The organism is Solirubrobacter pauli (assembly GCF_003633755.1).
Taxonomy (GTDB): Bacteria; Actinomycetota; Thermoleophilia; order Solirubrobacterales; family Solirubrobacteraceae; genus Solirubrobacter; species Solirubrobacter pauli.
Map to the genome: position 1 here is coordinate 3402877 of NZ_RBIL01000001.1, position 24153 is coordinate 3427029.

Sequence of the window (24153 nt, forward strand, 5' to 3'; positions counted from 1 at the left end):
CAGCGTACGCTTGCGGCATGCCGACCTGGGACGACGTCCGCGCGATCGCCGCCCGCCTCCCCGGCTGCGAGGAGTCCACGTCCTACGGAACGCCTTCGCTGAAGGTCCGCGGCAAGTTCATGTGCCGGATGCGCACCGACCCGGACGCGCTGGTCGTCCGCTGCGTGGACGTCGCCGACGCCGACGCGCTCAAGCTCGGCTCTCCCGACGTGTTCTTCTCGACGCCCCACTACGACGGCTGGCCCGGCATCCTCGTCCGCCTGGACGCAGTCTCGCCCGAGCAGCTCGCCGAGCTGATCGAGGACGCCTGGCGCATCCAGGCCGCGAAGCGCGTGGTCGCGGCCTACGACCGCGGTGGGTGAAGTCGCGCGGGCGCGCGCCCGCGGCCAATGGCTCCACGCGCCCGCCGAGGGCGACGTCGTGCGCCACCTCCTCGCCGTCCAGGCCCAGGACGTGGCGAGCGTGCCGTACGCGCTGGCAGCTCGCGGCGGCGGCTTCCGCGACGGTCTCGTCGTCACCTGGCTGATGCGCGCGACGCTGCACCTCGTCGACGTCGACGACCTCGCCTGGCTGCACCCGCTGTTCGCGCCGCGCCGGGCCGCCGCGAGCGACCGCCGCCTCGCGCAACTCGGCGTGGCCGACCCGGACGCGCTCGTCGAGCGCCTCGTCCGCGCCGTCCCGGCCACGCGCGACGAGCTCGCCACGACGCTCGGCCTGACCGGCCAGGCCGTGCCGCACATCATCGCCCGCGCGGCGATGACGGGCCGCGTCGCGCTCACGGCGGGCGCGCCCGCCGCGCCCGCGGCCTCCGGCTCGTCCCCGTCCCCCGCCGCGACCGCCGTCCCCGGCTCGTCGCTCGGCCTCGCCGCGCCCGACTCGGCGCCCGCGCCCAGCGCGCGCGTCGTCGTCCCCCTCCACTTGCCGCCCGCGCCTGATCGCGACGCGTCGCTCGACGAGCTCGCGCGGCGGTACTACGCCTGCCACGCGGGTGCGGACGAGCGCGATCTCGCGTACTGGTCCGGGCTGCCCCTGCGCGACTGCCGGCCGCCCGCGTCCACCACGATCGTGGATGGCCCGGTCCCCGACGTGCTGATCCCGGCGTTCGACGAGCTCCTGCTCGGCTGGCGGGACCGCTCACCCACGGTGCCCGCCGAGCACGCCAAGGCCGTCCATCCCGGCGGGGGCATGATCCGCGCGGTCGCCCTCGAAGACGGCGTCGCGGTCGGCACCTGGACCCGACGGGGCGGCGTCGTCCGTTTCTAAAGGCCCAGGGCCTTCATCTTCCGAACGGGCCCTTCTTCTTGCCCTTGCGGCGGGGTACGGCGCGCTTGGCCTTCGTGGTGAGCTGCTTGCGCTTGGGCTGCTTCTTGTGCGTCTGCTGGTAGGCGACGCCACCGCCGGCGGCGGACAGGGCGGCGACGACGGCCGCGATCAGGCCCGGGTTCGCGCGCAGCCGCTTGAACTCGCGCTCGACCTCCGGCCACACCTGGTTCTCGATCAGCTCCTGGGCGGCCTCGGGCGTGGCCTCCAGCTGCGCGGGCATGATCGCGGGCGCGAAGCTGACCTGCACCTTGACGGGCTTCGGGAACCAGCCCCAGGCGAACAGCTTGTCGGTGCCGGTGATCGCGCACGGGACGATCGGCGCCTGCGCCTCGATCGCCAGCCGGCCGACGCCACGCCGCGGCTCGCGCAGCGTCTCGGGGTCGCGGTGGCGGGTGCCTTCAGGGAACATCGCCAGCACGCGGCCCTTCTCGAGGTGCACCTGGGCAGTCCGCAGCGCGTCCGGGTCGGCGGTGCCGCGGCGCACGGGGAACGCGCCGAGCCCGCTCAGCAGGCGCGCGGTCTTCTTGCCCTCGAAGAGCTCGGTCTTCGCCATGAAGTGCAGGTGTCGCTTGGTGGCGAGCCCGATGAAGAACGAGTCGTAGAAGCTCTTGTGGTTGGGCGCGATGATCGCGGGCCCTTCGGCCGGCACGAACTCGGCGCCGGTGACCCGCAGGCGGTACCAGACGGCGGCGATCGGGGTGAGGACGATGCGCGCGAGCTCGTACACCCACGAGGTGCCGCGTTTGCGTGAGAGCTCGTTCGCCTCTTCGTTGGTGAGGGCCATAAGCGCGTAGATTCTTGCCGATGGAGGCTCGGCGGATCTACTACGAGCTCACGGACGGGCTGGAACGCCGCCTCCGGGCGGAGGAGCTCGTCTACCTCGCGCCCGGTCTGCCGACCCGCGCGGAGATCGCCGGCGAGGCCGCCAAGCCGCAGTCCGACAAGGCCGGGATCGAGATCGCGCAGGGCGCTTTCCTCGCCGACGTGCTCGCCGACCCCGAGTGCGGCCGTCATCTGCTCGACACGATGTTGGCGCCGACGCCGCTCGCGCTCTCCCACCGCGAGGCGTTCGCGCGCGACGGCCGGGTGGACCTCGGCCGCGCGTTCGTCGAGCGTCGCGGGAACGTCGGCGTCGCCGAGCTGCGCAACCCGCGCCACCTCAACGCCGAGGACGACACCACGCTCGCCCCGCTGGAGGCCGCCGTCGACCTGCTGCTGGGCGACGAGGCGACGGAGGTCTGCGTGCTGCGCGGCGGCGTCGTCGAGCACCCGCGCTACGCCGGGCGCCGCATCTTCGGCGCCGGCCTGAACCTGACGCATCTGTACCGCGGCCAGATCTCCTACCTGTTCTTCCCGGTCCGCGATCTCGGCCTCGTGCACAAGGTCTTCCGCGCCGACAAGCTGTGGATCGCCGCCGCGGAGACGTTCGCGATCGGCGGCGGCTGCCAGCTCCTGCTCACCGTCGACCACATCCTGTGCGAGCGCGGCACCCGGCTCACGCTGCCCGCCCGCAACGAGGGCATCATCCCGGGCGCCGCGAACCTGCGGCTGCCGCGCTTCGTCGGCGACCGCCGCGCCCGCCAGGCGATCCTGTCCGGCGCCGAGCTGCAGCCGGAGGAGCTCGCGGACGAGCTCGTCGAGGTGGGGGAGATGGACGCGGCGATCACCGCGCGCGCCGCCGCGCTCGCGACCGCCGGCGCGGTCTCCGGTGGCGCGAACAAGCGGGCCTTCCGCGTCGGCCAGGAGCCGCTCGACGTCTTCCGCGAGTACATGTCCGTCTACTGCCGCGAGCAGGCGGCCTGCTACTTCAGCCCCGCGCTCATCCGCAACCTGGAGGAGAACTGGCGTGCCCACGAGAGAGGCGCTTGAGCGGGTCGTCGAGCGGGTGCGCCGGACGCCGTTGGGCGAGCGCATCCCGGCCGGCTGGGAGGCGCTGACCGACCTCCCGTTCACGACGAAGGAGGACCTGCGCCGGCACTACCCGCTCGGCCTCGTGACGGTCCCGCACGAGCAGCTGCGTCGCATCCACGCCTCGTCCGGCAGCCGCGGCAAGCCGACGATCGCCGCTTACACCCAGCACGACCTCGACGTGTGGTCGGAGGTGATGGCCGACTGCCTGACGATGGCCGGCGTGCAGCCCGGCATGGTGCTGCACAACGCGTACGGGTACGGGCTCTTCACCGGTGGCCTCGGCTTCCACCAGGGCGCGGAGCGGATCGGCGCGCTGACGATCCCGGTGAGCGGCGGCGTCACCGCGCGGCAGGCCCTCCTGCTCCGCGACCTCCGAGGTCAGGTGCTGTGCTCGACGCCGAGCTACGCGCTGCACATCGCCCAAGGGCTGCGCGAGGCGGGCATCGGACCGGACGAGCTCGCGCTCGAGATCGGGCTGTTCGGCGCCGAGCCGTGGACCGAGGGCATGCGCGACCAGCTGGAGGCCGAGCTCGGCCTGGTCGCGCTGAACATCTACGGCCTCTCGGAGATCGTCGGCCCGGGCGTGGCGGCGGAGTGCCCCGAGGGCCGCGACGGCCTGCACGTGATGGAGGACCACTTCCTCGTCGAGGTCATCGACCCCGAGACGGGTGCGCCGGCCCCCGACGGCACCGACGGCGAGCTCGTCTTCACCACGCTGACCAAGGAGGCGATGCCGCTCCTGCGCTACCGCACCGGCGACATCGCGTCGCTGGATCGCGAGCCGTGCGTGTGCGGCCGCGCCTCCGCGCGCATGAGCGCCGTCCGCGGCCGGCGCGACGACATGCTGATCATCCGCGGCGTGAACCTCTACCCCTCGCAGATCGAGGAGGCGCTCCTGCACGTCGACGGCGTCGCGCCGCACTACCAGCTGATCGTCGAGCGCCCGGGACAGCTCGACGAGCTCACCGTCCTCTGCGAGGGCAAGGGCGCGAACCTCGCGAGTCGCGTGAAGGAGGCGATCCGGGAGCAGGTCGGCGTCACCGTGCGCGTCCTGGTCCGCCCGCTCGGCGAGATCCCGCGCAGCGAGGGCAAGGCGGTCCGCGTCGTGGATAAACGAACCTAAAGGGGTCTGACCCCTTCAGGTTCCGAGCACCGGCTCGAGCTGCGGCCGCTTGGCCGTGATGCCGTCGCCGGAGGAGACGCCGCGGAGGCGTCGCAGGACCCACGGCGCGAGGTACTTGCCGGCCCACACCGCGTGCGAGACGGTCGACCGCGGGCCGAGCGGATCGGTGAACGGCTGCGTCCAGGACGAGTCCGCGCCCTCCAGGCCCATCGCCTCCGCCGCGGCCGCGGCGATCCGGGCGTGGCCGTGCGGGTTCGCGTGCAGGCGGTCGGTGTGCCAGAGCCGGCGGTCGGACGCCACCGGGTGCGCTTCCAGGTCGACGAGGAACGTGCCGTGCGTGGCCGACAGGTCGCGGATCGCCCGGTTGAGGTTGCGCAGGCGCGCCGCGGCCCCCTTGGCGATCGGGTTGATCGGCACCGGGTCGGGCAGCGTGAACGCGATCACGTCCGCGCCGGCTCCGCGCAGCGCGCCGATCAGCGTGTCGATCCGCTCGATCACCGTCGGGACGCTGCAGTCGCGCCGGAGCATGTCGTTGAGCCCGGTGAGCACCGAGGCGAGGTCCGGGCGGAGCGCCAGGGCCGGCTCGAGCTGCTCGTCCACGAGCTGGCGCGCGAGCTTCCCGCGCACGGCCAGGTTCGCGTACTGCAGGTCCGGCGCGTCCTGCGCGAGCCGCTCCGCGAGCCGGTCCGCCCAGCCGCGGAACGTCCCGTCGGGGTTCATGTCCCAGAGCCCTTCGGTCGTGCTGTCGCCGATGGCCACGAAGCGCCGATACGCCATGCATCCAACGCTACAGAAAAACCTAAAGGAACCTAAAGGGGTCTGACCCCTTTAGGTTTGGCGGGTGATCACGAGGCGGCAGCTGATCGCTCGTGGAGCGGCCGGGGCGCTCGCGCTCGCGCTGCCCGAGGCGGCCGAGGCGCGGCGGCTCACGCGGACGCAGGAGCGTGCGCTGCGGACCGCCGTCCGTGGGCGGGTGCTGGTGCCCGGCGGCAGCGGCTACGACGCCGCCCGCGTGGTCTTCAACACGCGTTGGGACGGCGTGAAGCCGCCCGCCGTCGTGCAGGCGCGTGACACCGCGGACGTGCGCGCGGTGGTGCGCTGGGCCGACCGCTTCGACGTGCCGCTCGTCGCCCGTTCGGGCGGCCACGGCTACAGCGGCAACAGCACGAGCGCCAGCGCGGTCGTGGTCGACCTCGACGCGCTGGACGCCGTCCGCTTCAACGACGGGATCGCCACGCTCGGCCCGGGCGCGCGACTGGGGGACGTGTACGCGCGGCTGGCGAGCCGCGGCTTGACGATCCCCGCCGGCAGCTGCCCGACGGTCGCGGTCGGCGGGCTCGTGCTCGGCGGCGGGATGGGCCTCGCGGGCCGCGCCTTCGGGCTCACGTGCGACCGCGTCACGAGCTTCGACGTCGTCGACGCCGACGGCCGGCGCCGGCGCGTCGACGACGGCTCGCTCTTCTGGGCGCTGCGCGGCGGCGGTGGCAGCTTCGCCATCGTCACCGCCGTGCGACTGCGCACGCGGCGCGTCACGACCGCGGCGTTCTTCAGCGTCAGCTACCCGCGCGGCGCGCGCGAGGAGGCGCTGCAGCGGTGGGACGCGCTCGCCCCGAAGGCCCCGCGGGAGCTGACCGCGATCCTCACGCTGACGACCGACGGCGCGACCGCCTTCGGGCAGTACCTCGGCAGCCCGACCGCGCTGCGTCGCCTGATCCGCCCGCTCGGCGGGGTGCCGACCGTCGGCAGCGCCGACTACCGGACCGTGCAGCGCCGCTGGGCCGGCAATGCCAACCCGCCGCGCTCGGCGTTCGCCGCCAGCTCGATGTACGTGACCAAGCGCCTGACCGCGAGCGGCCGCCGCGCGTTCGTGGCCGCCGCGGACACCGGCGCGACGCTCATCCTCGACGCCTACGGCGGAGCGATCAACCGCCCGGACGGCGACGCCACCGCGTTCCCGCACCGCGACGCCCGCTTCAGCGTCCAGGTGATCAGCTACCGGGACGTCGCGACCGCGCGCACCCAGGTGCGCCGGGCACGGAAGGCGATCGCGCAGTACGGCGGCGGCGCCTACCTCAACTACGCCGACCCCGACCTCACCCACGCGACCCGCGGCTACTGGGGCGCGAACCTCGAGCGGCTGCGCCGGGTCAAGCGCGAGGTCGACCCGGCGAACCGCTTCCGCCCTGCGCAGGGCGTGAGACCCGCTACGTGATGGTGATCGGGGTCCCGACCGGCATCAGCTTCTCGAGCTTGAGGATGTCGGCGTTCTTGAGGCGCACGCAGCCGTGCGAGACCCGGCCGGGGAGGATGCCCGGCTGGTTGGTGCCGTGCACGCCGACGAGCCCGCCACCGGGCCAGTCGGTCAGCGTGTCCGACGTCGCGCTCGTGATGTAGGCGAGCGGCCCGTAGACCGAGCCCTTGCCGCCGTAGCCCTTGAGCTTGGCGCGGATGTAGAACTGGCCCTTCGGCGTCGGCCACTGCGACTGCCCGACGCCGATCGGCGCGCTGAAGACCTTCTTGCCGTTCTTGATCAGCGTGATCTTGTACGTCTTGGTGGAGATCTTCAGCCACGTGTTGACGGGCTGCAGCGAGCTCACCGCGTCGGCGGGCACCCAGCCCGTCGTGTTGTTCGGCCGCACGGGCAGGCGCACCCGCAGCCACTCCTCGCCGTCCACCTCGGTGCGATCGAGGACGAACACGAGGTCGTCGGTCTTCTCGGGCGTCCGGAGCGTGAGCTTGGCGACCTTCTTGGCCGTCGGGCTCGGCTCCTCGCGCGCGACCTCGGCGCGGTTGACGTACGCGAAGTACGACGTCTTGCCGGGCGTGCTGACACGCTCGACCTCGGCCGCGCGCGCGGTGCCCTCAGACACGGCGGCGGCCGCGACGAGCGTCGCGGCCGCAGCCACTACCAACTTCTTGACTGGCATCAGCCTGCTTTTAGCCGGTCACCCGCGGCACACGCCGCGATTGCGTCTTGCGGGCGGCGCGAACCGTCAGACGCTGGACGTCCGAGCACTCGGCGACGGTGATCCGCGCGGTGCCCGTCTTGGGCGGGCGCACCTTCAGGATCGCGACGCCCTTCGAGTTCGTCTTGGCGCTCACGGTCTTGCCGCCGGGGAGCGTGATCTTGACCGTCGTGCCGGCGTCGACCTGGCGCACGGTGGCCTTGATCGACGTGAGCTCCTTGGCGCGCACCTGAAGGCCCTTCGGGGTGGACAGCGTGCACGGCGCCTGGGTCGCGTTGGCGGGCTTCACCGCGGTCTCGGCGGGCGGGCCGGCCGGAGGCGGCGAGGCGGGCGGGCTGCCGGGCGGCGGCGTGAGCGTGACCGTCCACGTGTCGGGCGGCGAGCACACGTCGCGCTTGTCGATGTCGCTCTCAGCGCACGCGTACGCGGTGTTGGTGTAGACGCCCGGCGCCTGGTGCAGCTGCGCGCAGGTGAACGTCCACGACTCGCCGTTCGAGAGCTTGCCGTCGCCGTCGTCGCCGGTGGAGTACGTCGCGTTGCCGCACTTGTCGTCGGAGACACGCACCTTCGACATCGGCACGGGGGTGGAGCTGGTGTTGGTGACGACGAACGTGTAGGTGACGTTCTGCGGCGCGACGCCGGACTCGATCGAGCCCCGCTTGTCGATCGTCAGCGCCGGCTGGGTGATGTCCGTGCCGATCGAGCGGTAGATGCGGTAGGCGTGAGGCACGCGCGCGTCGTACAGCGTCGAGTTGCCCTCGAGCTCGGTGGAAGCGTCAGCGACGCCCGGGTTGACCGTCACCGTCCACGGGATCGTCACCTTCGTGAGCGGGAATCCGGCCGGGAACGTGAAGCCCAAGGGGTTCAACACGTTCGTCACGCCGGTCGCCGTGCCGTCCAGCGCCGGCAGGCGGAACACGAGCGGCGAGTTGAGCGTGATGTTGCACGGCCGGTCACCGACGTTCGCGAGCGAGATGATGAACCGCACCTGGTCGCCGGGACGGGCGGGGTTGGAGGGGTCGCGGATGTAGCGGAAGTCCGATTCGTTTCCGCCACAGTTGTCGGGGATCTGCTGCGCCGACGCCGGCGACGCCATTGCCAGACCCGTTGCCAACAACGCCCCAATAAGTACTGCTCGCCTCATCACTCCCCCTGCCGTCAACAAAGTCGGCGAGAAGCTATACGGACGGACGGCCCCGCGCGGAAGCACTTTTCCGGCCGTTCATCGACTGGAAAGTGGAGTTACGCCAACCATGACGATGCACCAGAAAAGCCTGTATGCAACGATGCAAGAGTTCTGGCCGACCGGAGTGTTGCTGCTCTGACGTCCAGTCTGCTGACAGCGCGTCGATGAGAGCCCATCACGTCGCGTCGGTACCGTCAAGGGCATGAGCGACCCCGCAGACCGGGACTGGGGCATGCGCACCCGCGCGATCCACGCCGGCGCCCGTCCTGACCCCACCACCGGGGCGCGCGCGGTGCCGATCTACCAGACGACGTCCTTCGTGTTCGAGGACACCGAGGACGCAGCCGACCTGTTCGCGCTGCAGAAGTACGGGAACATCTACTCGCGGCTCGGCAACCCGACCGTCGCGGCCTTCGAGGAGCGTGTCGCGAGCCTCGAAGGCGGGATCGGCGCGGTGGCGACCAGCAGCGGCCAGGCGGCGGAGACGCTCCTGTTGACGCAGCTGTGTGAGGCCGGCGACCACGTGGTCGCGTCCTCCGCGCTCTACGGCGGCACCTTCACGCTGCTGAACGTGACCCTGCGCCGGCTCGGCGTGGAGACCACCTTCGTGGCGCCGGACGACCCGCAGGCCTTCGCCGACGCGATCATCCCCGGGCGCACGAAGCTCGTCTACACGGAGATCATCGCCAACCCGGCGGGGACGGTCGCCGACCTGGAGGCGCTGGGCGCGGTCGCGCACGCGGCGGGCGTTCCGCTCGTCGTGGACAGCACGCTCGCGAGCCCGTACCTGTGCCGCCCGCTCGACCACGGCGCGGACATCGTCATCCACTCCGCGACCAAGTACCTCGGCGGCCACGGCACCTCGATCGCGGGCGTGATCGTGGACTCCGGCCGCTTCCCGTGGGACAACGGCAACTTCCCGGTCATGACCGAGCCGGTCGCCACCTACGGCAACCTGCGCTTCTGGGACAACTTCGGCGAGTACGGGTTCGCCACCAAGCTGCGCGTCGAGGGCCTGCGCAACCTCGGCGGCGTGCTGTCGCCGTTCAACGCCTTCCTGATCCTGCAGGGCATGGAGACGCTGCCGCTGCGGATGGACGCGCACGTGGCCAACGCGCAGAAGGTCGCCGAGTGGCTGGACCAGGACCCGCGCGTCAGCTGGGTCCGCTACGGCGGGCTGCCGGACGATCCGAACCACGCGCTGTCCAAGAAGTACCTGCCGAAGGGCCCGGGCGCGGTGTTCGCGTTCGGCTGCGAGGGCGGGCGCGAGGCCGGCGAGGCGTTCATCGGCCGCGTCGAGCTGTGCTCGCACCTGGCGAACGTCGGCGACACGCGCACGCTCGTCATCCACCCGGGGTCCACGACCCACCGCCAGCTCTCCACCGAGGCGCTGGACGCCGCCGGCGTCCGCCCCGAGCTCGTGCGCATCAGCGTCGGCATCGAGGATCCGGACGACATCATCTTCGACCTCGATCGGGCGCTCGGATGACCGCTTCCACCTGGACTCCTCCCACCGCGGGTGAGCGACTGGCGATCCTGCGCCGCGCGAAGACGATCGCGGTCGTCGGCGCGTCGTCGAAGCCCTCGCGCGCGAGCAACTTCGTGCTCACCTACCTGCTGTCGTCGAGCACCGACTTCGAGGTCTGGCCGGTCACGCCCAACGAGGACGAGATCCTGGGCGCCAAGTGCTACCCGTCGCTGAAGGACCTGCCGGCCGCGCCGGACGTCGTCGACGTGTTCCGGCGCGCGGACCAGCTCCCGGGCGTCGCGCGCGAGGCCGTCGAGGTCGGCGCGGGCGCGTTCTGGATGCAGCTCGGCCTGCACAGCGACGAGGCGGCGGAGATCGCGCACGCGGGTGGCCTGGACGTCGTCTCCAACCGCTGCATCAAGATCGAGCACGCGCGCTTCAACGGCGGCCTGCACCTCGCGGGCTTCGACACCGGCGTCATCTCCTCCAAGCGCACCCGTGGTTGAGACCCTCGTCCTCCCGGACGGCCTCCAGCTCGAGTCCGGCGCCCACCTCGCCCCGGTCGAGATCGCGTACGCCCGGTACGGCGACCCGGCCAACCCGGTCGTCTACGTCTGCCACGCGCTGACCGGTGACGCCGAGGTCCTGAACTGGTGGGACACGCTGATCGGGCCGGGCAAGGCGATCGACACCGACCGCTTCCACGTCGTCTGCTCGAACCTGCTCGGCGGCTGCAAGGGCACGACCGGCCCGTCCTCGACGAACCCGGCGACCGGTGAGCCGTACGGGACGGACTTCCCGCTGTTCACCATGCGCGACCTCGTGCAGGTGCACCGCACGCTGCTGCGCGCGCTCGGGATCGAGACGGTCTACGCCGCGGTCGGCGGCTCGCTGGGCGGCATGCAGATCCTCCAGTGGTCGCTCGACCACCCCGGTGAGATCGAACGGGCCGTGCTGATCTGCGCCTCCTCGCGGCTGACCGCCCAGAACATCGCCTTCAGCAAGGTCGCGCGCCACGCGATCCTCACGCACGACGCGATGGACGTCGCGCGCATGATGGCCCACATCACCTACCTCTCCGAGGAGGGGATGGACCGCAAGTTCGAGCGCGCGCGGCGCGTGCCGGACGCGGAGATGACGCTGGGCTCGGACTTCGAGGTCGAGCACTACCTCGATCACCAGGCGAAGATCTTCCTCGCCCGCTTCGACCCGGGCACGTACCTGTACCTCTCGCGCGTCATGGACTACTACGACGCGTTCGCCGACGAGCGGCCCGTGGCACCCAGCACGTCCTACCTGCTGGTGAGCTTCTCCTCCGATTGGCGTTTCGGCACCGACCACTCGGTCCGGATGGACGAGCAGCTGCGCGCGTTGGGCGTGGACGTGCGCCATCACGAGGTCGAGTCGCCGTGGGGCCACGACTCGTTCCTGATGGACGTGCCCGAGTACCACCAGCTCGTCCGCGACTTCGTGTATCAGGAGGTCGCCGGGGCGCTCTAAAGGGGTGTGACCGAGTTGTGCGTCATCCACCCCGGCGAGCTCTCTCCCCTCTGCTGGCCTCGCCTTGCCCGTCATCTCCCCGCGGGCACCCGGTTGCGCGTCCTCGAGCTCGAGGCGCTCAACGGCTATTGGGAGCACGATCCGAACACCACCGTCGACGGCCTCGCCGACCGCCTGCGCCTGACGCTCGACCCGCGCCAGCCGCGCGTGCTGGTCGGCTGGGGCGTCGGGGGCGTGGTCGCCGAAGCGCTCGCGGCCCGGCTCACGCGGCCGCCGCGGCACACGATCCTGCTGGACTCGGCCGAGCCCGGCCTGGCCGACAAGCCGACGGACGCCGACCTGGTGCGCTCGTACGCGATGCTCGTCAGCGCGCGCCGCGGCCGGCCCTTCCCGCTCGAGGAGACGACGCTGGATCCGCTCGTCGAGCGGCTCGCCCAGCACGGCTTCGGCGCCGCCGACGTCCTGCGCAAGGGCTTCTTCCAGCACCAGCGCACGCATCACTTCAACCATCGCCTCACGTCCCGCCACACGCCGGCGGGGATGCCGGTGACGGTCGTCCAGCCGGCGGCCAGCCTCTACGAGGACCTCGGCTGGGACATGCGCGTCGAGCTGCTCGCGGCCGGCGGCGACCACTACACGATGCTGACCGACCCCGACCACACGGTCAGCGTCGCGCTGCTGCTGACGCGCTGGCTGAGCCCGGCTTACGCGGCGGCCTGAAGCCGTGACCGCAGCGCGCGGTCGGCCTGGCCGGCCGCGCCGTTGACGCAGTCCAGCGGGGCGACGACGCCCTTGCGCGCGGCGGCCTCCACGCGGCGCAGGCGCGAGGCGAGCCGCGCGATGCCGAAGCCCGCGCTCGGCGAGCGCAGCGCGTGCGCCGCCTCTCGCAGCTCCTCGGCGGTGGTGGCGGCGTTCAGGCGCTCCAGCCGGCCGGGCAGCTCGCCGTGATAGACGGCCAGCATCTGATCGACGAGCGCGCGGCCGCCCAGGTTGTCGGCGAGCTCGTCGAGCAGCGTGTCGTCGAGCACGGGCGTGATCCGGCGGTCGAGCTCGGCGCGCAGGGCGGGCAGCGAGATCGGCTTGGCGAGGTGGCCGTCCATGCCGGCGGCGCGGCAGTGCGCGACGTCCTCGGCGGCCGTGTCGGCGGTGAGCGCGAGCAGCGGCACCTCGTCGTCGAGCGCGCGGATCGCCCGCGCGGCGTCGAGCCCGCCCATCACCGGCATGCGCAGGTCCAGCAGCACGGCGTCGAACGTCTCGCGGCTGACGGCGTCGACGGCGGCCTGGCCGTGCTCGACCAGCACGGTCGTGACGCCGAGGCGCCCGAGCTGCATGCCGATCAGCCGGCGCAGCGCGGCGTCGTCCTCGGCCACGAGGACCTTGCTCGCCACGAGCGCGGGCGCGGCCGCGAAGCCCATCTCCGGCGTCGCCTCGCCCGCCTGCAGCGGCAGCTCGAGCGTGAACGCCGAGCCCTCGCCGGGCGTGCTGACGACGGTGACGTCGCCGTCCATGGCCCGCGCCAGCCGGCGCGCGATGCTGAGGCCGAGCCCGGTGCCCGCCCAGGCCCGCGTGTGGGTGCGCGTCCACGGCTCGAACAGGCGCGCGAGGTCCTCCTCGGCGATCCCGCGGCCGGTGTCGGAGACCGTGATCTTGAGCGTGTCCCCGTCGACGTGCGCGTCGATCCGGGCGTGCCCCTCCTCGGTGTACTTGACCGCGTTCGAGGCGAGGTTGAGGACGATCTGACGCACCCGTGCCGGGTCGCCGCGCAGGGCGTCGGGGACGTGCGGGTCGACGTGGACGAGCAGGTCCACGTTGCGGCCGCGCAGGCTGGGGCGGAGCACGCCGGCGACCGAGGTCAGCAGTCGGCGCGGGTCGTAGTCGGACGCCTCGGACTCCTCGCGCCCCGCCTCGGCGCGGGACACGTCGAGCACGTCGCGCAGCAGGCCGGTCAGCGACTGGGCGGCGTCGGAGATCACCTCGGCCAGCTCCTGCTCGTGCCGCGGCAGGCCCGCGTCGATCAGCAGCTCGGCGGCGCCCGCGATGCCCGACAGCGGCGTCTTGAGCTCGTGGCTCATGGTGGCCAGGAAGCCGCGCTGCTCCTCCTCGACGAGCTTGAAGTGGGTGGCGTCGCGGAACGTCCACAGGCGCCCGCCGTCGGCGAGCGGGACGAAGTCCAGGCCGACGCGGCGCCCGTCGTTGCACTCGAAGTGGACGAAGCGGACGGGCTCCTTCTTCTCGGCGATCGTGCGCAGCTGGGCGAGCGCCAGCTCGGGCTCGGCGACGAGCTTGCGGATCGCGCCGGAGATCAGCGAGGCGCTCTGGCCGACCAACTCGTCCGGCTGGCGGTCGAGCTCCATCAGCGAGCAGGCCTGCTCGTTGATGACGACGATGCTGCCCTCGGGGTCGACCATGATGATCCCGTCCGGCGCGCTCGCGATCAGCGCCTGCAGCTGGCTCGAGAGCGTGTCGCCGCGCAGCTCGGCGGCGCGGGTGCGCGTGATGTCACGCCCGGTGATCTCGACCGCGATCGCCCGGCCCATGCGGAAGCGCAGCGTCGCCTGGCCCTGGATCGTGCGGTAGGCGCCGTCGCGCGTGCGCAGCCGCAGCTCGAGCATCTTCGTCCGTGGCTCGTCCGGTCCGGCGTCGGCGAGCGCGGCGCGCAGGACGGGCACGTCCTCGGGGTGCGTGAGCGCGCGCCACAGGCGGCCGAGGACCTCGTCCTGGCGCAGGCCGAGCGCGTCGGCGACCGACGGGCTCGCGTACTCGATGATGCCGGACGCGTCGAACATCCACACGAGGTCGGGGGACTCGTCGACGAGCGTGGTGATGCGCGCCGCGGAGCGGGCCTTGGCCTCGGCCTCGGTGATCGGCGTGAAGACGGAGGCGATCAGGCCGTCGGGCGTGGGGGCGGAGCGGACCGCGACCCAGATGATGTCGTCGTCGCCGAGCGCGATCCCGTACTCCTGGTCGACGCGCCCGTTCGTCCGGCCGACGCGCGCGGCGGGCAGCTGCTCGGCGGGCAGCGAGCCGCCGCCGGGAGCGCGCAGCATCGACACGTCGGACGGCTGGCCGACCATCAGCTCCCGCGGCACGTTGAGCATGCGCTCCATCGCCGCGTTGACCTCGACGACGACGCCGTTGGGCTCCCACACCATGACGCCGTCCTCGAGGGCCGGCGGAAGGTCGACGCCGAGTGCTGTCACCGCCCGGCGCCCATCCGGTAACCGACGCCGCGGACCGTGCAGACGAAGTCCGGGGAGCGGGGGTCATCGGCGAGCTTGCGGCGCAAGTTGGAGACGTGGACGTCGACGAGGTGGTCGTCGCCGAACCAGTTGGGGCCCCACACGCGCTCGAGCAGCTGGGCGCGGGAGAACGCCACGCGCGGCTCGGCGGTGAAGGTGTCGAGCAGGTCGAACTCGATCCGGGTCAGCTCGAGGGTCTTGCCCTCGAGCGTGACCTCGCGGGCCAGTGGATCGATCGTGAGCGAGCCGAAGGTGCGGGTCGTCTCGACCGCGAACGCCGCGGCGGCGGCGTGCGACGGCGGCGCGGTGGCCGCACGGCGCGCGCGGCGGAGCACGGCCTTCACGCGGCCGACGAGCTCGGCGACGCTGAACGGCTTGGTCACGTAGTCGTCGGCGCCGGCCTCGAAGCCGACGACCTTGTCGAGCTCGGTGTCCTGCGCGGTGAGCATCAGGACGTGCGCGTCGCTGAACGAGCGCACGCGCCGGCAGACCTCGACGCCGTCGATGTCGGGCAGGCCGATGTCGAGGACGATCAGGTCGGGGCTCGTCTTCTCGGCCGCTTCGACGGCGGCCTCGCCGTCCGCGGCCTGGTCGACCTGGAACCCCTGCTGGATGAGCAGGGCGCTCACCAGCATCCGGTTCTCGGCGGCGTCGTCGACGACGAGGGCTCGGGGTGTCACGGTCGTGCCGGGCATGGTCTTCCCCTGTCATCGGCACGACTCGGCGACTCTGCAAGGGGTAGAACTTCGTTCGTGCTCTTGACAGGTTTGCGGGACCCGGACCAGCGCGAGGCGATCCGGGTGGGAGAGGACGCTCTCACGTACGCCCAGCTGGCGTCCGCTGCGGGCGCGGTCTGCGCGCGCGTCCGTGGGGCGGCACGCGTCGCCGTGGTGGCGGAAACCCGCCTGGAGACGGTCGTCGCGGTCGTCGGCGCGCTGGCCGCGGGCGTGCCGATCGTGCCGATCAACCCGAAGGCGGGGGAACGCGAGCTCGAGCACATCCTCACGGACTACGCGCCGGACCTCGTGCTCGACGACGTGGACCTCACCCAGACGGGGGACTGGCCCACCGCGGAGCCCGACGAAGCGGCGCCGGCGATCGTCGTCTACACGTCGGGCACGACGGGGCCCCCGAAGGGCGTCGTCCTGCCGCGCCGGGCGCTCGCCGGCAACCTGGACGCGCTCGCCGAGGCGTGGGCGTGGACCGGTGACGACGTGGTCGCCCACGGCCTGCCGCTGTTCCACGTGCACGGGCTCATCCTCGGGACGCTCGGCCCGCTCCGGCTCGGCGGCGGGTCCTGGCACCTGGGCCGGTTCTCCTCGGGCGCCGCGGCCGAGGCGCTGCGCGGGCGCGCGACGATGCTCTTCGGCGTGCCGACGATGTACCACCGGCTGGCGGCCGACCTGGAGGCCGACGCGGAGCTGGCGTCGGCGTTCAGCGGCGCCCGGCTGCTCGTCAGCGGGTCGGCGGCCCTGCCCGCGGCCGACCATGCGCGGATCCGCGCCGCCTGCGGGCAGGAGGTCGTCGAGCGCTACGGGATGAGCGAGACGCTGATGAACACGGCGATCCGCGCGGACGGCGAGCGCCGGCCGGGCACGGTGGGCGTGCCCCTCGACGGCGTCTCGGTCCGGCTCGTCGACGACGCCGGCGAGGAGCTGGACGTGTGGGACGACGAGACCGTCGGCGAGATCCAGGTGCGCGGCAACAACCTCTTCCTCGAGTACCTCAACCGGCCGGACGCGACCGAGGAGGCGTTCCGCGACGGCTGGTTCGCGACGGGTGACGTCGCCACGCGGTCGGCGGACGGCTACATCCGGATCGTCGGGCGGCGCGCCACCGACCTGATCAAGAGCGGTGGGTACAAGATCGGTGCCGGCGAGATCGAGAACGCGCTCAACGAGCACGCCGCCGTCGCCGAGTCGGCGGTCACGGGCGAGCCGGACGACGACCTCGGCGAGCGCATCGTCGCCTGGGTGGTCGTCGAGGACGGGCACGAGCGCCCGTCGCCCCAGGAGCTGGCCGATCACGTCGCCCGGTTGCTCACACCGCACAAGCGCCCGCGCGACGTGCGCTACCTCGACGCGCTGCCTCGCAACGCGATGGGGAAGGTGACGAAGAAGGCCCTACGCGCCTGAAACGGTAAAGACCAGGCAGTTCCGGCCGAACACCGGGACGATGTTGGGCAGGCGCACCTTCACGATCGCGGCTGTGGTCGCCCTCGTCGCTCTGGCGGCGGGAGCCGGCATCGCCGTGCTCCACTTGCGCGCCGACGAGCAGCGCAGCCGCTACGAGGCGCTGATCGAGCTCGAGGCCGACGCCAACCGGGTCGACGCGCTCGAGTCGGAGGCCAACGCCCGCGCCGGCGTGCCGCTCGCCGTCCAGGCCGAGCTGAACGCGCTCCTCGTCGAGATGGCGGCGGACCTGGGCCGGCTCACGCGGGCGGGCACCCCTGGCGCCGCGCCGATCCACGCCCGCTTCATGCGCTTCAAGCCGCTGGTCGAGGAGGAGTTCGCCCTGATGCGGGCGCGCCAGTTCGAGGAGGCCGCCCGGATCGACGCCGCGGTCGACTTCGACACCATCCCGGCCGACCTGCGCCGCGCCGCGCGCCGCAGCGACGCCTCCGCCGAGCGCAGCGAGCGCCTCGCCTGGCTCGGCACGCTGGGCATGCTCGTGCTGTCCGTGATCGCCCTGACCGCGGTGCTCGCCCTGCTCGACCGCGCCGGCCGCCGCCGCATGCGCGACGAGGAGCTGCAGCGGCTCGCGTTCGCCGACCCGCTGACGGGCCTCCCGAACCGCTCCCTGTTCGAGCAGCGCATCGCCGAGGTGCTCAAGGCGGACGTCCCCGCGATCGTCGCGTTCCTCGACCTCGACGACTTCAAGCGCGTCAACGACTCCCTCGGCCACGCCGCCGGCGACCGGCTGCTCGAGATCTGCGGCGAGCGTCTCCGGCACGCGCTGCGCGCCACCGACACGGTCGCGCGGTTGGGCGGCGACGAGTTCGCGGTCCTCGCGCTCGGCGCCGACGACCCCGAGGCGCTCGTCGACCGCCTGTTCGCGGTGCTCGCCGCCCCGGTGATGCTCGAGGGCAAGCGGCTGGCCCTGCGCGCCTCGATCGGCATCGCCGGCACCGACTCCGGCCGCGACCTGCTCCGCAACGCTGACCTCGCGATGTACGCCGCCAAGGGCTCCGGCACCAACCGCTTCGCCGTCTACACCGCCGACATGCACGTCAACGCGCTGGCCCGCCTCGACGGCCGCGAGCAGCTCGAGCGCGCGATCGAGAACGAGGAGCTGGTGTTGCACTACCAGCCGATCGTCGACCTCGACCTCGGCCGCGTCGCCGGCTTCGAGGCACTGGTCCGCTGGCAGCACCCCGTCCGCGGCCTGCTCGGCCCGGGCGAGTTCATCCCGCTGGCGGAGGAGACCGGCCTGATCGTGCCCCTCGGCCGCTGGGTCCTGCGCGAGGCCTGCCGCACCGCCGCCTCCTGGGCCGGCGCGCCGTACCTGAGCGTCAACGTCGCCGGCGCCCAGCTCGAGCAGGAGGGCTTCGTCGAGGAGGTCGCCGCCGCGCTGCGCGACGGCGACCTCGTCTCCTCCCGCCTCATGCTCGAGGTCACCGAGTCCACCCTCGTCGGCGAGGACTCCGCCGAGCGCCTCCAGGCCCTGCGCAAGCTCGGCATCCGCCTGGCGATCGACGACTTCGGCACCGGCTACTCGTCCCTCTCGTACCTGCGGCGCTTCCCGATGGACGTGCTGAAGATCGACCGCTCCTTCACCCAGGAGGCCTGCGAGGACGGCGCGCTCCTCCAGGCCATCGTGGCCATGGGCGAGTCACTCGGCCTGGTCCTCGTGCCGGAGGGCATCGAGTCCGAGGAGCAGGCGGACGAGCTTCGCGCGCTCGGCTGCCGCCTCGGCCAGGGCTTCCTGTTCGGCCGCCCGGTCCCGGCGTCCGAGCTGACGGGCATCGCGACCCGCGCGGCGGTCTCGCTCTAGCGGAACCGCAAGCGCTTCGTGGCCTTGGCGCTGCCGTGCTTGACGGTCAACGTCACAGAGCCCTTGCGCCGCATCGTCGCGTTGAGCGACAGCGTGATCGAGAACTTGCCCTTGCGCACGGCGGCCGACTTGCGGGTGCTGCGCTTGCCGCGGGTCACGGTCGCGGTGACCTTGCCGGACGTCGCGTTCGCGACGCTGCCCTTGACGATCAGCCGCGTACCGCTGCGACGGGCGCTGGAGAGCTTGATGCGCGGGGCGGCGGCGTCCTCCAGGATCGGCGGGTTCAGCGGCAGCGTCCGCGCGGTCCCGACGCCGACGGCGGTGGCAGGGTCGGCGTTGCCGGCCGCGTCCTCGAGGTGGATCCGCTCGACCGGTGAAGCCGAGGTCAGCTGCGTGAGGCCGGCGCCCCTGACCACGGTGCCGTCGGACAGGTGCGCCGCCGCGATCGGTGCGGCCGTCCCCTGGTCGGGGTTGCGCCAGCTGTAGAGGTAGAAGCCCGCGCCGCTCGGCTGCACCGTGAGTCCCTCGGGAGCGCCGGGCGCCTGACGGTCGAGCAGCAGGGTGCCGATGGCGGCGGTGCTGCTCTGGCCCGCGGCGTCCGTGGCGGTGGCGGTCAGCGCGTGCGCGCCGTCGGGCAGGGCGACGCTGACGGTCACGCCGCCGGCCGGGCACGGCCGCAGATGCCGGAAGTCGCACGTCGAGGTGACCGCGCCGACCGCTTGGCCGTCCTTGCGCAGCGCGACGGACGCGATGCCGCTGGCGTCGGTCGCGCCGACGCTCACCTCGGGCGTCCGCTGCCAGCTGCCGAGGGTCGCGGTCGGTGCGATCACGGGCGGGGCGGGATCGTCGATCGTCGCGCGGGCGGACTCGATCGTCAGCCAGGCCCGAGAGCCCGTGGCGGTGGAGCAGGTGGTCGCGGCGCACCGGACGCGGAAGGCGACCTCATGCGTCAGGTCGTAGTTGACGGTCGCGACGTTCGCGTCGCACCGGCTGCCGCTGCCGCAGCCGTCGACCACCGCGCCGTCGGAGAGCACCGCGATCTCGTACTCGCGGTCGATCTTCGCGAGGCGCCGCTGCACGCGGAGCGTCTCGAACGACGTGCCGGCCGGCGCCGAGACCGTCCACGAGGCCGCCGTCCCGCCCTGCATGTCCCCGACTTCGACCTTGGTGCCGACGAGGACGCCGATGAACGGGTCCGTCAGGACGGGCGGGCACGCTGCGCGCGTCGTCAGCACCGACGGGTTGTCGTTGCGCACGGCGAACCCCGTCTCCTGCGGGTCCGCGCACAGCTGCACGTCGTACGTCCCGGCGTGGGCGGCCGGGACGATCAGCGCAGCGACGAGCGCGACGAGCGCGAAGACGCTCGCCTTCACGGTTTGACGCGCACCGCGATCGTCCGGCTCACACCCTCGACTGTATTGGAAAGCGCGGCTAGCGCGGAGCGATCCGGGCGAGCAGGCCGCGCGCGGCCTCGACCGCGAGGTCGCGGTCGTACGTCAGGCAGAAGTCGAAGCGCCGCTCCATGTCCGGGCAGTCGGTGTCGCCGAGGTCGCGGGCGACGAAGGCCGCCGCGAAGTGCGGGGCGACGACCGTGACGTTCCACTCGCCGGCCAGGGCGTCGTCGACGTCGAGGTCCGCGCCGCGGACGCCCGGGACGGGCTCGGCGGAGAGGCCGACGCCCAACGCGCCGACCAGCGCCGCCGAGGTCGCGAGCTGCTCGTAGCGGGCGGCCGAGCGCGGGGTGAAGTGGCGGGCCTCCTGGAAGGCGGCGAAGACGACGGCGGACTCGCCCTGGGCGGCGACCTGGGCCTCGAGGTGCTTGCTGATGGCCAGGAGCAGGCCCTTGGTGCCGCGGCGGGGGCGCACGCGCGCGGCGACGGCACGGTAGGGCGACGGCGGGATCGGCGCGACCACGCGGCGCGGCGCCAGCGGCACCGGCAGCTCGCGGGTGCCCGTCGGCAGCTCGGCCGGGCGGCCGAACAGCCAGCCCTGGCCGTAGCGGGCACCGAGTGCGCGGGCGACGGCGAGCTGCTCCTCGGTCTCGATGCCTTCGGCGAGCAGGACGGCGCCGGAGCGCTCGGCCTCGGCGTTGACGGCGTGGACGATCGCGGCGATCGCCGGGGAGGGGTTCTCCTGGACCAGGCGCAGGTCGAGCTTGATGACCTCCGGGTTCACGAACGGCATCAGCGCGAGCGAACGGCGGTCGGCGCCGACGTCGTCGAGCGCCATCATCAGCCCGCTGGTGCGCATGGCGGCCACGCGGGCCAGCATCTCGGCCGGCTTGTCGGTCAGGGCGCGCTCGGTGAGCTCGATCACGACGTCCAGCTCGCGGGTGGCGCGGGCGAACAGCTCGGCCAGCTCGACCGGCACGGACATGTCGAGCATCGACGGCTCGACGTTCACGAACAGCGTCTTGCGCAGGCGCGCGTCGAGGGCGCCGCGCAGCGCGGCGGCGCGGCACGCCCACTCGAGCTGCTCCAGCAGCCCGTGCTCGCGGGCGCAGGCGAAGAGCAGGTCCGGGCGCTCCAGCGACGAGCCGACCGGCCCGCGCGCGAGCGCCTCGTAGCCGACGACCTCGTGGGTGTCGAGGTCGACGATCGGTTGATACACGGAGCGGATGAGGTCGCCGTCGAGGATCGAGCGCAGCTCGGCGACGCGGGCGGCCTCCCGGAGGATGGCGGTCATCTCCCTCTCTCTTCGGCCACAATCCGACGAAGTGCGAACGGATTGGCCGAATTCGGCGCGAATGGCAATTTCTCTGACGTTCGACGTCGACGCCGAGACCGGCTGGCTGGGCGAGGACCCCGCGTACGCCCACCGGCTGTCGACGCTGAGCGAGGCACGCTACGGCGTCACGCGCGGGCTGCCGCGCATCCTCGACACGCTGAGCCGCCACGACGTCAAGGCCACGTTCTACGTCCCCGGCCACACGGCGGAGCTCCACCCGGACGCGATCCGGCGGATCGCGGACGAGGGCCACGAGATCGGCCATCACGGCCACATGCACCTGCGGTCGGACGCGATCGGCGAGGCCGCCCAGCGCGAGGAGATCGAGCGGGGCCTCGAAGCGCTGCAGCCGATCGCCACCCCGATCGGGTATCGCAGCCCGAGCTGGGAGCTGACCCCGACCACGCTCCAGCTGCTCAAGGACCACGGCTTCGCCTACGACAGCAGCTTGATGGGCGACGACCGCCCGTACTTCCACGACGGCCTCCTCGAGCTGCCCGTGCACTGGAGCCTCGACGACTGGCCGCACCTGCACTGGAAGCCGGGCCGCGGGGACGCGTTCACCGCGCCCGAGGCGTTCCTCGACACGTGGCTGAAGGAGTTCGAGTCGGCGCTCGAGGAGCGCAGGCACCTCACCTACACGATGCACCCGGAAGTGATCGGTCGCGGGCACCGGATGGCGCTGCTCGACCGGCTCATACGCGAGGTCAGCGAACGGGCCGACGTGTGGTTCGCCACGCACGCGGATGTGGCAGCCTTCGTGACGTCATGACGTTCGCCGTCCACCGCTCGGACGAGCCGACCGCGAAGCAGCGCGGCGAGGCGTTCGGGCGGGCGATGGCCCCGCAGGTGCGGCACACGGTCGCCGTCTACCGCCGCATGTTCGACGAGCGCGGCGTGACCGTGCCGGCCGACCTGCCGCCGCACGCGGAGATCGACGCCATCGCGCACGGCGCCGGCGTGGACCCGGGCTTCCTGCGCGCCGTCAACGCGCGCACCGAGCTGCTCAACGGCGCCGACGAGTGCTCCGTCCAGGGCGCGGGCGGGCTGCTCGCGCAGAACTGGGACTGGCACCCGGACCTCGCCGCCTCGACGGTGATCTGGATCGTCGAGCACGACGGCCGCTGGTTCGCGACCGCCACCGAGGCCGGCATGCTCGCCAAGATCGGCCTCAACGACGCGGGGCTGGGCGTCTGCCTGAACATCCTGCGCACGACCGCCGACGGCGGCACCGACGGCATCCCGATCCACGTCCTGCTGCGCACCGTGCTGGAGACCACGCAGACGGTCGACGAGGCGATCGACGTCCTCACCGCCGCGCGCGTGACCGCGAGCAGCGCCGTCACCGTCGCCACCCCCGGGGACATCGCGCACGTCGAGCTCAGCCCGGGCGGGGCCAACGTCCTCCGGGGCGCCGTCGGCGCGCACACGAACCATTTCATCGTCCCGCCCCGGGCCGGGACGGACGTGATGGCGGTCGAGTCGCCGACCACGCACCTGCGCCTCGACGTCGTCCGGACCCAGCCGCTGCTCGACGCGCTCCGCTCCCACGACGGCCACCCGAAGGGCGTCTGCCGCCACGTGGACGCCGGCGACGCGTGGATCGATCAGACCGTCACGATCGCCTCGGTCGTCATGAACCTCTCCACGCGCCGGCTGCACGTGGCCGCAGGTCCGCCCTGCAGCCACGAGCACCACGAGGTCACGCTGCCGACGCGCTCTTCTTCCGGTCGGCTCGCATCGACAGCAGCGCGGTGAGCGCGAGCGTCACGACGATCACCGACAGCGACAGCCAGATCGGCACGTGCCAGATGTCCACCAGGAGCATCTTCACGCCGATGAACGCGAGGATGAACGACAGGCCCTGGGTCAGGTAGATGAACTTGTCCATCAGGCCGACGAGCAGGAAGTAGAGCGCGCGCAGGCCGATCAGCGCGAAGGCGTTCGCGGCGAAGACGATGAACGGCTCCTGCGTGACCGCGAAGATCGCCGGGATCGAGTCGACCGCGAAGATGATGTCGGTCGTCGCGATCACGACGAAGACGGCCAGCAGCGGCGTCGCGATCCGCTTGCCGTTGACGCGCGTCCAGACCTTCTCGCCGTCGTACTCGTCGGTCATCTTCACGCGGGAGCGGATGAACTTGAGCGCCGGGTTGTGCTCGGGCTCGACCTCCGCGTCGTCGTGGCGGGCGAGCTTCCAGGCGGTGTAGAGCAGCAGCGCGCCGAAGAAGTAGAACGTGATGTGGAACGCGTCCAGCAGCGCGGCGCCGAGGATGATGAACACCAGGCGCAGCAGCAGCGCGAGGATGATGCCCCAGGCGAGCACCTTCGCCTGCGCGTGCTGTCCGGGTACCGCGAAGTAGGACAGGATCACCGCGAACACGAAGATGTTGTCCAGCGACAGCGAGCGCTCGAGCAGGTAGCCGGCGTAGAACTGCGAGCCGGCCTCGCCGCCCTGCCAGGCCCAGAACACCGCGCCGAAGATCAGCGCGACCGCGATCCAGCCGACCGACCAGATCGTGTTCTCACGCACGCTCGGGACGTGCCCGCGGGCGTAGATCACGAGGTCGAAGACCGCCATCACGACGATCACGCCCGCGAGGATCCCCCACGTGGCGAGGTTGATGTCCAGGTTCAGTTCAGGAGCGCTACTGGCGGCAAACACGGATTGTCCTTCTCCAGGCAGGTACGGGAGAAGGTTTCGTCCGCCGCAATCC

The 24153-nt window shown here is 72.4% G+C and carries 22 protein-coding genes; 13 read left to right on the plus strand and 9 right to left on the minus strand.

Translation table 11 applies throughout. The annotated features are described in order from the left end of the window. Window positions 1–17 precede the first annotated feature (17 nt). Together C8N24_RS15865 and C8N24_RS15870 are read left to right on the plus strand one after the other, a co-directional pair. The gene (locus C8N24_RS15865) at window positions 18–362 is read left to right on the plus strand and encodes an MmcQ/YjbR family DNA-binding protein (RefSeq protein ID WP_121251360.1); all 345 of its coding nucleotides are present in this window, start codon (window positions 18–20) and stop codon (window positions 360–362) included. After that, window positions 355–1263 carry a DNA glycosylase AlkZ-like family protein gene (locus C8N24_RS15870; protein ID WP_121251362.1) on the plus strand — a complete coding sequence of 303 codons (909 nt, stop codon included), beginning with the start codon at window positions 355–357 and terminating at the stop codon, window positions 1261–1263. The genes C8N24_RS15865 and C8N24_RS15870 overlap by 8 nt, the downstream gene beginning before the upstream one ends. A gap of 13 nt (window positions 1264–1276) precedes the next feature. On the opposite strand, the gene C8N24_RS15875 is transcribed toward C8N24_RS15870, so the two are convergent. Continuing rightward, on the minus strand, window positions 1277–2107 hold the full coding sequence (locus tag C8N24_RS15875; RefSeq protein ID WP_121251364.1) for a lysophospholipid acyltransferase family protein: 831 nt from the start codon (window positions 2105–2107) through the stop codon (window positions 1277–1279). Between the two features lie 20 nt (window positions 2108–2127). On the opposite strand from C8N24_RS15875, the gene C8N24_RS15880 reads away from it, so the two are divergent. Further along, window positions 2128–3192 carry an enoyl-CoA hydratase/isomerase family protein gene (locus C8N24_RS15880; RefSeq protein ID WP_121251366.1) on the plus strand — a complete coding sequence of 355 codons (1065 nt, stop codon included), beginning with the start codon at window positions 2128–2130 and terminating at the stop codon, window positions 3190–3192. Beyond that, window positions 3170–4357 (plus strand): phenylacetate--CoA ligase family protein, encoded by a 1188-nt coding sequence (locus C8N24_RS15885; RefSeq protein WP_121251368.1) that lies wholly within the window; start codon window positions 3170–3172, stop codon window positions 4355–4357. Before C8N24_RS15880 ends, C8N24_RS15885 begins: the two co-directional genes overlap by 23 nt. 15 nt (window positions 4358–4372) lie before the next feature. Here the strand turns inward: C8N24_RS15885 and C8N24_RS15890 are convergent, their stop codons facing one another. Continuing rightward, window positions 4373–5134, minus strand: coding sequence for an SGNH/GDSL hydrolase family protein (locus tag C8N24_RS15890; RefSeq protein ID WP_121251370.1), 762 nt, complete (start codon window positions 5132–5134; stop codon window positions 4373–4375). A 64-nt stretch (window positions 5135–5198) separates the two neighbouring features. Between C8N24_RS15890 and C8N24_RS15895 the strand changes: the two genes are divergently transcribed. Then, a complete protein-coding gene (locus C8N24_RS15895) occupies window positions 5199–6569 on the plus strand; it encodes an FAD-binding oxidoreductase (RefSeq protein ID WP_121251372.1) in 1371 nt (456 codons plus the stop codon). Here C8N24_RS15895 and C8N24_RS15900 read toward each other — a convergent pair. Beyond that, the gene (locus C8N24_RS15900) at window positions 6562–7284 is read right to left on the minus strand and encodes a L,D-transpeptidase family protein (protein ID WP_121251374.1); all 723 of its coding nucleotides are present in this window, start codon (window positions 7282–7284) and stop codon (window positions 6562–6564) included. The genes C8N24_RS15895 and C8N24_RS15900 overlap by 8 nt on opposite strands. Before the next feature lie 10 nt (window positions 7285–7294). Next, window positions 7295–8419, minus strand: a complete 1125-nt coding sequence (locus tag C8N24_RS15905; RefSeq protein WP_121251377.1) for a DUF7507 domain-containing protein — start codon at window positions 8417–8419, stop codon at window positions 7295–7297. A 292-nt stretch (window positions 8420–8711) separates the two neighbouring features. On the opposite strand from C8N24_RS15905, the gene C8N24_RS15910 reads away from it, so the two are divergent. Genes C8N24_RS15910 through C8N24_RS15925 form a run of 4 tightly spaced genes read left to right on the plus strand, consistent with a single transcriptional unit; the run spans window position 8712 to window position 12197 of the window. Next, on the plus strand, window positions 8712–9998 hold the full coding sequence (locus C8N24_RS15910) for an O-acetylhomoserine aminocarboxypropyltransferase/cysteine synthase family protein (protein WP_121251379.1): 1287 nt from the start codon (window positions 8712–8714) through the stop codon (window positions 9996–9998). Continuing rightward, entirely contained in the window at window positions 9995–10483 is a 489-nt protein-coding gene (locus tag C8N24_RS15915) for a CoA-binding protein (protein WP_121251381.1), read from the plus strand. The genes C8N24_RS15910 and C8N24_RS15915 overlap by 4 nt, the downstream gene beginning before the upstream one ends. After that, on the plus strand, window positions 10476–11477 hold the full coding sequence (metX, locus tag C8N24_RS15920) for a homoserine O-acetyltransferase MetX (protein ID WP_121251383.1): 1002 nt from the start codon (window positions 10476–10478) through the stop codon (window positions 11475–11477). Before C8N24_RS15915 ends, metX begins: the two co-directional genes overlap by 8 nt. A gap of 6 nt (window positions 11478–11483) precedes the next feature. Next, the gene (locus C8N24_RS15925; RefSeq protein ID WP_121251385.1) at window positions 11484–12197 is read left to right on the plus strand and encodes a thioesterase domain-containing protein; all 714 of its coding nucleotides are present in this window, start codon (window positions 11484–11486) and stop codon (window positions 12195–12197) included. On the opposite strand, the gene C8N24_RS15930 is transcribed toward C8N24_RS15925, so the two are convergent. Together C8N24_RS15930 and C8N24_RS15935 are read right to left on the minus strand one after the other, a co-directional pair. Further along, a complete protein-coding gene (locus C8N24_RS15930) occupies window positions 12182–14677 on the minus strand; it encodes an ATP-binding protein (RefSeq protein ID WP_121251388.1) in 2496 nt (831 codons plus the stop codon). The genes C8N24_RS15925 and C8N24_RS15930 overlap by 16 nt on opposite strands. Beyond that, on the minus strand, window positions 14674–15411 hold the full coding sequence (locus C8N24_RS15935) for a response regulator transcription factor (protein ID WP_121251390.1): 738 nt from the start codon (window positions 15409–15411) through the stop codon (window positions 14674–14676). The genes C8N24_RS15930 and C8N24_RS15935 overlap by 4 nt, the downstream gene beginning before the upstream one ends. A gap of 57 nt (window positions 15412–15468) precedes the next feature. Here C8N24_RS15935 and C8N24_RS15940 point away from each other — a divergent pair, with 57 nt between their 5' ends. Together C8N24_RS15940 and C8N24_RS15945 are read left to right on the plus strand one after the other, a co-directional pair. Continuing rightward, window positions 15469–16851 (plus strand): acyl-CoA synthetase, encoded by a 1383-nt coding sequence (locus C8N24_RS15940; protein ID WP_121251392.1) that lies wholly within the window; start codon window positions 15469–15471, stop codon window positions 16849–16851. Between the two features lie 73 nt (window positions 16852–16924). Continuing rightward, entirely contained in the window at window positions 16925–18709 is a 1785-nt protein-coding gene (locus tag C8N24_RS15945; RefSeq protein ID WP_121251394.1) for a putative bifunctional diguanylate cyclase/phosphodiesterase, read from the plus strand. On the opposite strand, the gene C8N24_RS15950 is transcribed toward C8N24_RS15945, so the two are convergent. Both C8N24_RS15950 and C8N24_RS15955 read right to left on the minus strand, forming a co-directional pair. Continuing rightward, entirely contained in the window at window positions 18706–20082 is a 1377-nt protein-coding gene (locus C8N24_RS15950) for a hypothetical protein (protein WP_121251396.1), read from the minus strand. The genes C8N24_RS15945 and C8N24_RS15950 overlap by 4 nt on opposite strands. A gap of 58 nt (window positions 20083–20140) precedes the next feature. Further along, the gene (locus tag C8N24_RS15955) at window positions 20141–21394 is read right to left on the minus strand and encodes a sensor domain-containing phosphodiesterase (protein WP_121251398.1); all 1254 of its coding nucleotides are present in this window, start codon (window positions 21392–21394) and stop codon (window positions 20141–20143) included. 61 nt (window positions 21395–21455) lie between these two features. Between C8N24_RS15955 and C8N24_RS15960 the strand changes: the two genes are divergently transcribed. Beyond that, window positions 21456–22208, plus strand: a complete 753-nt coding sequence (locus tag C8N24_RS15960; protein WP_211339989.1) for a polysaccharide deacetylase family protein — start codon at window positions 21456–21458, stop codon at window positions 22206–22208. Further along, complete coding sequence (locus C8N24_RS15965) at window positions 22205–23194, plus strand: C45 family autoproteolytic acyltransferase/hydrolase (protein ID WP_121251402.1); 990 nt, start codon at window positions 22205–22207, stop codon at window positions 23192–23194. Before C8N24_RS15960 ends, C8N24_RS15965 begins: the two co-directional genes overlap by 4 nt. On the opposite strand, the gene C8N24_RS15970 is transcribed toward C8N24_RS15965, so the two are convergent. Beyond that, window positions 23139–24101, minus strand: a complete 963-nt coding sequence (locus C8N24_RS15970; RefSeq protein ID WP_211339990.1) for a TerC family protein — start codon at window positions 24099–24101, stop codon at window positions 23139–23141. The genes C8N24_RS15965 and C8N24_RS15970 overlap by 56 nt on opposite strands. Window positions 24102–24153 lie beyond the last annotated feature (52 nt).